The organism is Lysinibacillus sp. AR18-8, assembly GCF_001705465.1.
In the GTDB taxonomy this organism is placed as follows: domain Bacteria; phylum Bacillota; class Bacilli; order Bacillales_A; family Planococcaceae; genus Lysinibacillus; species Lysinibacillus capsici.
On record NZ_MDGU01000030.1, the window covers coordinates 41802 to 54998 of the forward strand.

11 protein-coding genes and 1 riboswitch are annotated in these 13197 nt (G+C 36.6%); of the genes, 8 read left to right on the top strand and 3 right to left on the bottom strand.

Annotation, left to right across the window (positions count from 1 at the left end; translation table 11 throughout):
- Positions 1-261 precede the first annotated feature (261 nt).
- On the top strand, positions 262-1458 hold the full coding sequence (locus BFM98_RS19580) for an MFS transporter (RefSeq protein ID WP_004225665.1): 1197 nt from the start codon (positions 262-264) through the stop codon (positions 1456-1458).
- A gap of 70 nt (positions 1459-1528) precedes the next feature.
- Here the strand turns inward: BFM98_RS19580 and BFM98_RS19585 are convergent, their stop codons facing one another.
- The gene (locus BFM98_RS19585; RefSeq protein ID WP_004225662.1) at positions 1529-1732 is read right to left on the bottom strand and encodes an alpha/beta-type small acid-soluble spore protein; all 204 of its coding nucleotides are present in this window, start codon (positions 1730-1732) and stop codon (positions 1529-1531) included.
- A gap of 184 nt (positions 1733-1916) precedes the next feature.
- Between BFM98_RS19585 and BFM98_RS19590 the strand changes: the two genes are divergently transcribed.
- The 6 genes from BFM98_RS19590 (at position 1917) to BFM98_RS19615 (ending at position 7958) form a co-directional block, all read left to right on the top strand.
- Positions 1917-2411 carry a YehS family protein gene (locus BFM98_RS19590; RefSeq protein WP_048394854.1) on the top strand — a complete coding sequence of 165 codons (495 nt, stop codon included), beginning with the start codon at positions 1917-1919 and terminating at the stop codon, positions 2409-2411.
- A 141-nt stretch (positions 2412-2552) separates the two neighbouring features.
- Positions 2553-2747, top strand: a complete 195-nt coding sequence (locus BFM98_RS19595) for a hypothetical protein (RefSeq protein ID WP_004225659.1) — start codon at positions 2553-2555, stop codon at positions 2745-2747.
- Positions 2748-2949: 202 nt separating this feature from the next.
- Positions 2950-3035: riboswitch (cyclic di-GMP riboswitch) on the top strand.
- Between the two features lie 105 nt (positions 3036-3140).
- The gene (locus BFM98_RS19600; RefSeq protein WP_009374258.1) at positions 3141-4892 is read left to right on the top strand and encodes a methyl-accepting chemotaxis protein; all 1752 of its coding nucleotides are present in this window, start codon (positions 3141-3143) and stop codon (positions 4890-4892) included.
- Entirely contained in the window at positions 4882-5634 is a 753-nt protein-coding gene (locus BFM98_RS19605) for an SDR family NAD(P)-dependent oxidoreductase (RefSeq protein ID WP_009374257.1), read from the top strand. Before BFM98_RS19600 ends, BFM98_RS19605 begins: the two co-directional genes overlap by 11 nt.
- 21 nt (positions 5635-5655) lie before the next feature.
- Positions 5656-7146, top strand: coding sequence for a sodium:solute symporter family protein (locus BFM98_RS19610; RefSeq protein WP_066038212.1), 1491 nt, complete (start codon positions 5656-5658; stop codon positions 7144-7146).
- Positions 7147-7283: 137 nt separating this feature from the next.
- Positions 7284-7958, top strand: a complete 675-nt coding sequence (locus tag BFM98_RS19615) for a hypothetical protein (RefSeq protein WP_054548995.1) — start codon at positions 7284-7286, stop codon at positions 7956-7958.
- 56 nt (positions 7959-8014) lie between these two features.
- Here BFM98_RS19615 and BFM98_RS19620 read toward each other — a convergent pair whose 3' ends face one another.
- Positions 8015-9709, bottom strand: coding sequence for a methyl-accepting chemotaxis protein (locus tag BFM98_RS19620; protein ID WP_066038213.1), 1695 nt, complete (start codon positions 9707-9709; stop codon positions 8015-8017).
- A 262-nt stretch (positions 9710-9971) separates the two neighbouring features.
- Positions 9972-10967: a M23 family metallopeptidase gene (locus tag BFM98_RS19625; RefSeq protein ID WP_066038214.1), complete on the bottom strand. Its 996-nt coding sequence runs from the start codon at positions 10965-10967 to the stop codon at positions 9972-9974.
- 212 nt (positions 10968-11179) lie between these two features.
- On the opposite strand from BFM98_RS19625, the gene BFM98_RS19630 reads away from it, so the two are divergent.
- Complete coding sequence (locus tag BFM98_RS19630; protein WP_066038234.1) at positions 11180-13075, top strand: PrkA family serine protein kinase; 1896 nt, start codon at positions 11180-11182, stop codon at positions 13073-13075.
- The last annotated feature ends 122 nt before the right edge of the window (positions 13076-13197 follow it).

Here is a 13197-nt window from a genome sequence, read left to right on the forward strand (position 1 = left end):
TAGAATGTAGAACGGTATAAATGAACGATATATAAATCCTTTAATACGGTCCAGAGAGGCTGAAAAGGGCTATGTGATATTTTTAAGCTAATATCTTTGCTTTGTCATGCCCTTTTGTCCTCTGTGACGGAAGGGCTTTTATTATTGTTTCGTACCCCTCTTTTAAAGGAAGTCCCGTGAGGCTTCAAAAGAGAATGGACAAGACAGCTATAATCCATTCACTAAAAGAGATCGACAACTAGAAAATGGAGGCTAAAAAGAATGGATTATCGTAAAAAAACCGTGGTTGCTTCAGTGGCAGGGCTAACGCTAGAAGGAATGGACATTATGTTTATTTCCTTTGCTATGACAATGATTATTGCAGAATTTAATATTGATCTTGCAACAGGTGGATTGATTTCATCCATCACGAATATTGGGATGCTACTGGGTGGTATTATTTTCGGTGTATTAGCAGATAAATATGGTCGAGTAAAAGTGTTTACGTATACGATTATTTTGTTTGCCATCGGAACGGCCTTAACAGGAGTAGCAACAAGTATTGAACAAGTTTATGTTTATAGATTTATCGCTGGTTTAGGTGCTGGCGGAGAATATGGTATTGGGATGGCGCTTGTGGCGGAGGCTTGGCCAAAGAATAAACAAGGTAGAGCATCCTCTTATGTCAGTGTAGGTGCACAATATGGAGTAATTTTAGCTGCTTTATTAAGTGCTATTATTTTACCAACTTTAGGGTGGCGTGCATTATTCTTTGTAGGATTACTACCAGTTATTTTCGCCTTTATCGTACGTAAAAATATTGATGAATCACCAGAATGGTTAGCAGCGCAGAAACAACAAAATAATAAGCAAGAGAACGGGAAATTAGCACAATTATTTGCTTCACCTCGTATCACCATGACAACACTCTCCCTAATTCTAATGGCAACTGTTCAAATTGCAGGCTATAATGGTCTAATGATTTGGCTACCTTCGATGTTACAGAAATCGCAAGGTTTATCGGTTTCAAGCTCAGCATTGTGGACAATTAGTACCGCAGTTGGCATGATCATTGGAATGCTGACGTTTGGTAGATTTATGGATCGTTTTGGTGCAAAGCGAACATTCGGGATCTTTTTAGTAGCCTCTGCATGTGCTGTATTCTTTTACTCGTTTGCAACAGGTGCAGTAGCGATATTAGTAGGCGGTGCGGTTGTAGGATTCTTCTCTAATGGAATGTTTGCAGGGTATGGTGCATTAATTAGTAGCTTTTATCCAGTACAAATTCGCAGTACAGCAACAAACACCATTTTTAACTTTGGACGAGCTATAGGTGGGTTTTCACCAATCTTTGTAGGTTTTATTTTACAAAGCTACGATATGACTGTCGTGATGATTTACTTAGCAGCACTGTATTGTATTTCCTTTATCGTTATGCTAACGCTTAAGAGCTCAGGGAAGGAATTGCAAACAGCATAATTTTATAGAGCACGAAAGAACGAATTCCAATTATGTAAATGGGATTCGTTCTTTTCTTATTAGTATTTAATTATAATAAACCTTTTGAACGTTTTTCAGCGATTTCAACAAGACGTTTTGTAATCTCTCCTCCAACGGAACCATTTGCACGAGAAGATGCTTCTGGCCCAAGCTGAACGCCAAACTCTTGTGCAATTTCATATTTCATTTGATTGACAGCCTCATGTACTCCAGGTACTAGAAGTTTATTTGAACTGCGGTTATTGTTAGCCATTGTTCTCACCTCCTTGACCTTAGAATGGTTGCGATTAAATTTTTCATACATTTAAAAAGTAGGAAATGCACACGCTATTTGCTAACAACAACAACTTGTGGAAAGCTAGCAATAATCAGCAAACTCTCTGTTATAATTAAGCCTGGCTCTTTACTATATAAGGTTAATTAAAGGAGGAACATATATGACAAATAATGATATCTTAATTCGTTTACGCTATGCGTTCGATATAAAAAATGTAGATATGGTAGAAATTTTTAAACTTGGTGGCATGGATTATTCAAAGGAAGAAGTATTAAATATGCTGATTAAGATTAATGATGAGGAAGAAGCGCCAGAGGAATACATCAAATGTAATAATAAAATGTTAGAGGCATTTTTAAATGGATTAATTACTTTTAAACGTGGGCCTCAGAAACCAAGAGAAGGACAGGCTGTTGGACCTTTACCTGTGTCAGGTAAAGAAAGCCCAAATAATATGCTGCTAAAGAAAGTAAAAATTGCTTTAGCTTTAACAACTGAGGAGATGCTTGAGATTTTATATGACGGCGGCATTAAAGTTACAAAAGGTGAATTAGGTGCTATTTTAAGAAATCCAAGTCATCGTAATTATAAAGAGTGTGGCGATTCATTCGTACGAAATTTTTTAAGGGGCCTAACATATAAATATAGAGCATAATGCACAATGGATATCAATCATAAAGTGCCATTTTTTTCTTTAAAACTCGTTGACAATTTGTGACGAAATTGTGTACAATAAAATTATCACAAAATGTTCACAAAAAAGATGAAAAATGTTCACAGACAAAGGGGTGCTTGTATGATTTATTTTGACATCTTATTAGTAGCTATTGCATGTATTACAATGCCTTTTATTGTTGCAGTTATGTTAGATATTTTTTATGCGGAACGAAAAAAAGTACGCTTTTCATTACGTCGTACTTCCGTATGGTATATCGCTATGTTTGCGTTATCCTTTATACCTTCCGTATTACTTGTCACACAAAACGTATAATTTATTCAAACACTTAGGGGTAAGTGAATTGAAAGTGGACAGCTACAACGCTAATTGAGGTTGTAGCTGTTTTATTTTGTTCAATAGATGAATCATAATTAAGTAATTTATATAATTATTAATGAAGGAACAGCTAGTATAAAATATGTATGTTTTAAGTAGAGAGCATTGACTACTTTTACCTACTGTGTTAATTTTGGTAGGGAAATATAGGCAAATTTACTGAAAAGTAAAGACGCAAAGCTACAGGTCTAAGGCAATAAATGCTATGGCGGCTGGGTTGCAAAAGAGTGCTAGTTGTATCATTCTCATTCTAGTTTTTGTTCTTTTATGCCTATTTCTTTTGAAATAGGCATTTTTTTGCAAGTAAAGTTCAAAGGAGGAAAAGGGGAAATGAAGTTGTTAAAAAACACATCATTAAAAAATAAGCTTTTACTAACAGTCTCTATCGTTGTATTACTGCTTATCGCTATTATTACGACGCAAAGTATTAGTGAATTGAATAATCGGATGAATGTGGATTTGGAGCAAGAATTAAAAAGTGTTGGTTTATTAACAGCTATGAACTTAGACAGTGATGAAGTAAAAGATTTGCTGTCCGAAAAAGGGGAAACAAACGCAAAGTTTACAAAGATCCAAAAGCAACTTGATATGATTCAGGACCAGCAAGGTATTATGAGCTGGAGTTATATTTGGGATGTCAAGGATGAGGGTGGCGTCAATCCAATTGGCTATACCTCTAATCTAAATGAAGTATATGAAGCCGGTGAAATTTTTACTGATTTAGCGGATGAACATGTAGAAACAGCAAAATTAGCTATTGAAAATAATAGTACAGAGGTAACTGATATATTCGAGGATCCTTTTGGTTCTTGGAGAACGGTTTTTAGTCCTATTAAAGATGATAATGGCCAACTGATTGCCCTATTAGGGATTGATTACTCCGCTGATTATATCAATACGATTATTAAAACAAGTGTGATTAAGCAAATTGTCATTGCCATTATCGGCATTTTAATTTTATTAGTTTTAGTTTACATAATTATAGATCGACTATTAAAGCCACTGAAAAAAGTAGTGAACGTTGCCAATCAAGTGGCAAATGGTGAATTAATAGATGTGGATTTAGAGACATCGAAGGATGAAATTGGTAAATTATCTGAATCCATTCGTACAATGGTGGCTAATTTGCAACATATTATTTTAAACATACGCAATACATCCAATCACGTTTCTTCAGCAGCCAATCAATTAACGGTACATGCTGGTGAAACTTATAACAGCTCAACAAATATTGCACTAGACATGAATCAAATTACACAAAATGCTGAGGCCTCGATGACCATGACAGAGGAAACAGCTGCTGCTATGGAAGAAACTGCAACAGGTATTCAGCAAATTGCTGATTCTGCAAATGTAGCTGCGGAATCCTCTATTTCAGCATCACAGGCTTCTGAACGAGGCAATGAAGTTGTACAACAAGTTATTGCTCAAATGGAGTTAATTAATGATTCTGTTGAACAAATAGGGACAACCATTAATGGACTACATGTTAATACTAAAAAAATAAGTGAAATTGTTAGCTTAATTACTGCTATAGCTGATCAAACAAATCTATTAGCTTTAAATGCTGCGATCGAAGCGGCACGAGCAGGTGAACACGGTAAAGGCTTTGCCGTTGTTGCGGATGAAGTGAGACGCTTAGCTGAACAATCCTCTCAATCAGCAACAGAAATTTACAATTTAATTAGTTCTATTCAGTCTGATTCAAACGCTTCTATCACGGTTATGGAGAAAGGTAAAGAGGATGTTAAGGTAGGGATGGCATTTACCAATGAAGTAGGCGAAATCTTTAAAGAAATTCTTACTTCCTCAGAAGAAGTAGCTAGCCAAATACGTGAAATTTCAGCAGCCTCACAACAAATTTCTGCATCCTCAGAAGAAGTGGCGGCATCTGTTAATAATATTAAACAATCTGCAGAGCAGTCAGCAGAGTTCTCTTCAAATGTCTCGAATTCTACACAAGAGCAATTATCTACCATGCAGGAAGTAAAGGATGCCTCTTCATCACTGGGCAAAACAGCAGAAGAGCTGCAAGGTCTAGTGGCAAAATTCAAATTGGAGAATGATCATAATGGACATTAATTTTACAGGAAAAAATGTTTTAATTACAGGCTCTAGTAAAGGAATCGGTAAAGCAATTGCTTTAGGCTTTGCGCAACATGGAGCTAATATTTTAATTAATTATATTGGGGATGAGCAAGAGGCAGAAGCTGTACGTGCAGAAGCAGAAAAGTTGGGTGTGAAAGCTTTAATATTCCACGCAGATGTATCTAACTCTCAAGAAGTACAAGCGATGCATCAATTTATGGACGAGCATCTCGGGAATCTTGATATTCTTGTAAATAACGCTGGATTTGCACAGGGTTCCAGCATTACAGATTTAACGGATGAGCAGTGGGATCGTATGATTAAAGTTCATTTATATGGCTGTTTCTATAATTGCCGTGAAGCAGCTAAAAGAATGAAGGAACGTAATACAGGAAAAATCATTAATATTTCATCTGATATTGGTAGCTTGGGTTGTGAAGAATTCACGCATTATTCAGCTGCAAAGGGTGCTATTAATGCTTTTACAAAGGCTTTAGCAAGAGAATTAGCACCTTCTATACTTGTCAATGCAGTTGCTCCTAGTGGAACATTTACGGACATTCTACAAGAGTTTGGCGATAACTATGTGGAGGAAGAATCCGCAAAATATCCATTAAAACGTTTAGCGCAACCAGAAGAGATTGCGAAAAGTGTATTATTTTTAGCCTCTAATCATGCTGACTTCTATACAGGTCAAATTTTAACGCCAAATGGTGGGGTCGTAATGAACGGTTAATGGAAAACGAAGGAGTAAATAATGTTAAATATTATTATCTTTTGCTTATACTTATTATTTATCTATTATATTGGCTATAAAGGCTATAAGCGTGTCAACACAGCCGAGGATTTAATTGTTGCTGGCTGGAGCATGCCTTTATCCGTTGTAACGGGTAGTTTAGTCGCTGCATTATTAGCAGCTCCCTTCTTTTTTGCAGCGGTAGGCTCTGGCTATACAAGTGGTGGCTTTGAAGGTTCGGCAACAATGGGTGGTTTAGGGACTTGTATGATTCTTGGAGCACTCATTTGGACAAAGCCATTACGACGTTTAAAGGGCTGGACATTAGCAGATTACTACGGTTTACGCTATGGCAGTAAAAAGCTAGGAGCCTATACAGGGGTTGTTATGGCAATTGCTTTTGGAGTTTTTAATGCAGCGGCGTTAACAGTTGGTGGAACGTATATTATTCAGCAATTGTTGCAAATTGATTTTATACCTGCGGCTCTTCTATTTGTATCGCTAACGGCTATTTATTCAGTTATTGGTGGTTTATGGGCAGTTGCCTATACTGAAATCGTACAAGGTGCGCTTGCAGTGGCAGGTATTTTGGGTATTACCATTTTTATTTTGTTTTACTATCCAGATGTTACATTTAATCCCGAGTGGTGGAATATCAGTACATTATTTGAGAAGGCAGGAGCAGAATTCTGGACTTTGTATCTTGTACTAGCACTTGGAGATATCCCTGCAGTTGACCTTGGGCAGAGGGTAGCTGCTGCAAAAAGTCCACGAGTGGCACAACGAAGCATGATTATTGCTGGTATTATTGTCATTGCAATTAGCTGGATTCCAGGGATGCTAGGGGAAGCCTTTAAGTCTATTTATCCTGAAAGCACAAACCCAGAAACACTGATGCTTACCTTTGCACAAGGTTATTTTCCTCCTTTATTAGCAGCTATTTTCTTAACAGCCATGGCAGCCATGGGGATGTCTACAGTAGCTGCATGTTATGTAGCGACTTCAGGGATTGTGACAAAGAATATTTATTTAGATTTTATTAATCGTAATCCTGATCCTAAGAAGCTATTAAGATTTTCACGATCTATTATTCTAGCTAGTGCTTTATTAGGTTTAGTGCTAGCTGTAAGCTTCCAAAAAGTAATTGATTTAGCTTATTTAGCTTGGGATATTATATTCGTAACAATATTCTGGCCAATCGTTTTAGGACCATTTTGGAAACGTGTCAGTACACCAGCAGTTTGGGCAAGTATTTCCGTTGGCTTAGTTTATTACATTGTGACATCACTAACATTCGTACCTAGTCTGACAATCCAATCAGAAGGCTTCATAGGTCTATTAAATGAATTATGGCAGGCTCCTGTATTTTCAGGTGTTGTTATAACTGGTATCACAATTGTCGTGGTGAGCTTACTCGTTCCGCCATCTGAGCATGTTCTTGAGATGCATAAAATAGAAAAAGATAAAACATTAGACGACGTAAGTAGTAAAGAAGAGCTAATTGGTCGTTAAAAGCAAAAGCACGGATTCATTGTAAAGTTCAATGAATTCGTGTTTTTTATTAGAATGAAACGATAGAATCAAGAATACTATTGCTAGTACATCATCTGAATTTTTCTAGTGATTATCTTGATAAAGGCGGGAATTGGATGAAAAATATTTTCTTCATTTTATTAGGGATTGTCTATCTTTATCTAGCAAATGCCATTGAATTAGTCATTATTAAGCAACTATTTTTTTTAATCGGGCTGGCTTTAGTCGGTCTAGGGAGTATCCGTTATTTAAAAGAGCGTTATATTGCCATACAAACTTTGACAGCCATGACGGAAGCTAGTGAGGAGGAGATAATGGCTATTCCTCATACACAATGTACAGTTTCCAATGATGCTTTAAATGCTTTACTGTTAAATGAACAGACAAACATGCTTATTTTCGCCCGAAGAGAAGCTTTAGACGAAGAACTAAAAATTATAGAGGTTCCATTTAACAGAATATATGAGGTTGCCATCATGGAAGATGAAGTATTTACGGTTAGAACAAAGAATCATCTAATGAGTGGTTCCTTACTTGCTGAAGCAGATGAAATAGAAGAAGAGGAGGTAGAAGAAGATACAATTTCACAGCTATCGCTAAAGTTAGTAGTAGATCATTTATCAGAGCCTATTCAAGAATATATGTTCATGGATAATAGTGAAGATCCCATATCAAAAGAGGAGGACGACTATAAAGAAGCCATAGAGCTTTGTGAGAAATGGTTTCAAAAGATAAGTGTTATTATTAAACGTCATGAACTGGAACGAGTGCCAATAAGTCATTGGCAATAAGAGAGAAGGCTATCTCAAAATAGAAAAATTTGAGATAGCCTTTGTTGTTTAGATGATTAAATTTTAAATTGCTGTAGCTGCGTATTTAACTCTTCGGCCATTCCAGCAAGCTGATTTGCACTTCTAGCGATTTCATCCATTGTAGCGGCGGTTTCCTCAACAGTTGCTGTTGTTTGCTCAACGCCAGCAGCGGATTCCTGTGAAATGGAGGCCATATCATCAATAGAAGCATTAATGGTTTCCGAATTTTGAGCAAGCTGATTTAAATTCGTTGAAATCGTTGAAATATTAACAATCATATCCCCAACAGCATCAGAAATTTTTTCAAATGTTTCATTTGTTTCATCGAGCTGTGCTGTTCCTCTTTTTACTTCCTCATAGCCAGTCTGAAGGGCAGATGTTACATTGCCAGTCTCACCTTGAATACGCTGGACAATTGTTGCAATATCCGTGACAGAGAACTGTACTTGCTCAGCAAGCTTTCGGACTTCATCTGCCACAACAGCAAAGCCCTTGCCATGCTCACCTGCTCGTGCTGCTTCGATGGCTGCATTTAAGGCAAGTAAATTTGTTTGGTTTGAAATATCATCGATAACTGACACAAGCTTGGATATTTCAGCAGACTGTTCATTTAAATTTTCTACCTTTTTCACAGAGTCTAATACAATTTCATTTATTTTAGCCATTTGTTTGGTAGATTGCACCATTAAACTTTTCCCTGAAACCGTTAATTTTTGAACATGACTAGAATGTTCGCTTAATTCAATGCCCTCTTGTGTAGTTTCATGAATGCTACGCTTAAATGCAGTCATTGTTTCTGCCAAATCACCTGTGGTAGATGCTTGTGTTTCTGTACCAGATGCCAGCTCTTGCATCGTTACTGTAATTTGCTCAGTACCTGCTTGTACCTCATTCGATGATTGAGCAAGTTCTTCACTACTAGCTGCTACTGTTTCAGAAACCGAGTAGATAGAATGGATCGTTTGTTTTAATTTTTCGTTCATGTCATTGGCTGCTACCATTAATGTTCCAATTTCATCTCGGGCTTTTACAGGCAGAGGCTCTAGTTGCAAATTTCCATCTGCTAATTCTTTCATCCGGTCGGCTACTACTGTAACAGGTTTAGAGATGGTACTGGCTGTGATAATGGCAATTAGAATACCAGCTATAGTTAGAATCAAGCTAAAGGCGATACCAATTGTTCGATTCTCAGAGCTAGTTGATACAACATCATTACCGACATCTGTAATGGCTTTAGCGCGTTCATCTGCCAGTTTTTCGTAACCATATCGCACTTTCGTTACGAGTTCATGTGTATCCATTAAATTTTCTAAAGCTAATTCTTTATTGCCCTTTTGGTAGATATCAAATACCTCTGTATTGACAAGGGTACTCCAATCACGAGCGATTACTACAAGTTGATCGCGTTCATCTGATTTTTCATATTTGTCTAGAATAGCGTTATTTTCCTCAGCCATTTTGCGATACTCATCAAATGATTGCTTGTATTTTTCGTCGCCTGTCAACACATAATTTAACGCTGCAGATAGACGGACACTCATAGAGAGTGCTAAATTTTTACTTGCATTTAAAACAACTAAATCTTCTTTTACTAAATCTTTTGCCTGTTTTTCCATATTTGTATTGGAATTGTAAGTGTAGGTTGTAAAGCTAACTACTAAAACTAACAAAAGAATAAATGCACTTAAAATTCGTGTTTTAAGTGTTTTAAACTTGATAATGCCTTTCATTTTCCCATCCCTTTACTATCTCATTGAGAAATTTTTTCAACACAAGTATTATTTTATAACTAATTATGTGTATTAATAAGCCTTTCGATAGAAATATTTAAAAATAGTTTTTTAGTACAATGATATAATTATTTTCCTTTTCTTAATAGTTAAATATATATAGATGTCTAACAACCAATTTATATATTTATGTAAAATTTCCTATATAGAAAGAAAATACACCTGAAGCAAAATGCTTCAAGTGCCATAAGTAAAGGATTCTCTATTGTTTTTGATTTTTCGCCTGGCGTTCCCACTGTAGAAGGGAAGGATAAGGGTCAAAAGCCCATTCCGTTTTTCCATTAAATTTATAAATACCATAATGAAGATGTGGAGGGAATTTGCCCGATGTACCTTCTTTTCCATATCCAGAGCTTCCAACATAGCCAAGAACAGTACCAGGTTTTACAATTGTACCTACTTCAATTTCCTTATGATAGCTACCGAGGTGGGCATAATAGTGGTAGGAATTATGATTGTCGCGAATACCAATACGCCAGCCACCAAATTGATTCCATCCTTTTACCTCAACAATTCCAAAAGAGGTAGATAATACAGGCGTTCCATAGCTGGCAAAAATATCAGTTCCCTCATGAATACGGCGTCCACCCCAACCGCGATTGGCGCCCCAAGTGCCCCGGTAACTGTAATCAGAGCGAATATTTAGCGGGAAGGTATGTGCATCAAGTTCAATGGTTTTAAAATGTCTGTACAATGTGGAGATGGTAAATATTTGATTGACTGCTTCTTCGCTTCCGTAATATTCCCATAAAGCTAATTTAAAATCCTCATCAGTCGTTCCAAATTTCCCTAAATAACTAGCCATCGAAAATATGACATCCTCATCATCCTTTGGACTAGCGATTCCATCATGATTACCATCAAGGCCCATTCCTCCGAAATAGCTAATTGTCTCAGGAGAAGTGTCTTCCTTTACAGGATTTAATGCACCTGACCAGTATTCATCAGAAAATTGGATAGCCAAATAGCCTTCTCGTTTAGGGATGTCTTTACGAACTGATTGTAGGTTTCTTTCATATTGATCGATAGCGGCTAAAAAATGCCATGGAATGAGTAATTCATCGAATTGTACATAATAGGACATACGCTGCTGTAAAATTTCTTCTTCTGTAAGATCCTCCTTTGCAAAAGAGACAGAAGGGTACAGCATAATCCCTAAAAATAAAAATGTGAAAAGAAATATAAAATGGCGATGCAATGATGGACCTCCTTTCTAACGTTAGAATAACCGAAATTTTTATCTTCATTCAGTAAGGTTCTATGTATGAAAACAGTTGATATATCCGCAATTTTTTTGCCCCAAAAAATAGAAATAATAAGAAGAAACTTCATCAAAGAAAAAGTAATGGTATCATCATGCCATTAACTTCATACTATGTTATAAATCAAGCCCTGAATGGAGGGAAGGCTATTAACATTTTAGATAAAGTGAAAAACTATCGCGAAGAAGAAAACAGGCTGAAGTGGGAAGGGACATTTGCAGATTATTTAAACATCATTAGGGAAAGACCTGAAGTTGCTCAAACAGCCCATTCACGCGTCTACAATATGATAAAAAGTTCTGGTGTAGAGGAACGCGATGGGCAAAAAATGTACAAATTTTTCGGACAAGAAATTTTTGGGCTTGAAACAGCAATTGAAAGACTGGTGGAGGAATATTTCCATCCAGCAGCACGCAGGTTAGATGTTAGAAAACGTATTTTATTATTAATGGGACCAGTTAGTGGTGGTAAATCAACTATCGTTACCTTACTAAAACGCGGATTAGAGCAATATTCGCGAACAGATGAAGGTGCAGTTTACGCAATTAAGGGATGTCCAATGCATGAAGATCCGCTCCATTTAATTCCACATCATTTGCGTAATGAGTTCTTTGAGGAATATGGGATTAGAATTGAAGGAAGTTTATCGCCTTTAAATACAATGCGTCTTGAAAAGGAATACGATGGACGCATTGAAAATGTAATGATTGAACGTATTACTTTTTCAGAAGATAAACGTGTGGGTATAGGGACATTTACACCATCAGACCCTAAATCACAGGATATTGCAGATTTAACAGGAAGTATTGATTTTTCTACAATTGGTGAATTTGGTTCAGAGTCGGATCCTCGTGCTTACCGCTTTGATGGGGAGCTGAATAAGGCTAATAGAGGAATGATGGAATTCCAGGAGATGCTAAAACTAGATGAAAAATTCTTATGGAATTTATTATCATTAACGCAGGAAGGAAATTTCAAAGCAGGAAGATTTGCTTTAATTAGTGCAGATGAGTTAATCGTTGCTCATACAAATGAAACAGAGTATCGTTCATTTATTTCGAACAAAAAGAATGAGGCATTACATTCTCGAATTATCGTTATGCCAATTCCCTACAACCTCAAAGTTAGTCAGGAAGAGCATATTTATGAAAAGATGATAAAAGAGAGCGATATGTCCCATGTCCATATTGCACCGCATGCTTTAAAGGCCGCAGCAATCTTTTCGGTTCTCACTCGTTTGGAAGTTCCGAAAAAACAAGGTGTGGATCTAATTAAAAAAATGCGCTTGTACGACGGAGAAAATGTGGAGGGATTTAATTCCGTTGACTTAGAGGAGCTGAAGAAAGAGTTTCCGAATGAAGGCATGAACGGTATTGATCCACGCTATATTATTAATCGTATTTCTTCTGCTATTATCCGCAAAGAGATACCATCGATAAATGCATTAGACGTTTTACGAGCATTGAAGGATGGGTTAGATCAGCATGCATCCATTTCTCAAGAGGATCGTGAAAAATACATGAATTACATTGCGGTTGCTCGTAGAGAATATGATGAAATTGCTAAAAATGAAGTACAAAAGGCTTTTGTGTACTCCTATGAGGAATCTGCAAAAACGTTGATGAATAACTACCTTGATAATGTAGAGGCATTCTGTAATAAAAATAAAATTTATGATCCACTTACTGGGGAAGAAATGAATCCAGATGAAAAATTAATGCGCTCGATTGAGGAGCAAATTGGCATTTCAGAAAATGCTAAAAAGGCATTCCGTGAAGAGATTCTCATTCGAATTTCTGCCTATGCACGAAAAGGTAAACGTTTTGATTATAATTCTCATGAAAGATTGCGAGAAGCCATTCAGAAGAAATTATTTGCAGATTTGAAAGATGTCGTTAAAATTACTACTTCTTCTAAAATGCCAGATGAATCTCAACTGAAGAAGATTAATGAGGTTGTGGCAAGGCTTGTTGATGAACATGGCTATAATACAACATCAGCAAATGAGTTGCTACAGTATGTAGGAAGTTTGCTCAATCGATAACTTGATGTTCATTGTTCCAAGTCAGATAGGAGTGTCCCATTTTTAGGGCACTCCTTTTATTATCAGGAGGAGAGATTTATCAACAAAAAGCCCCAGAGGATGTCCGAGACTTTGAAGAGAAA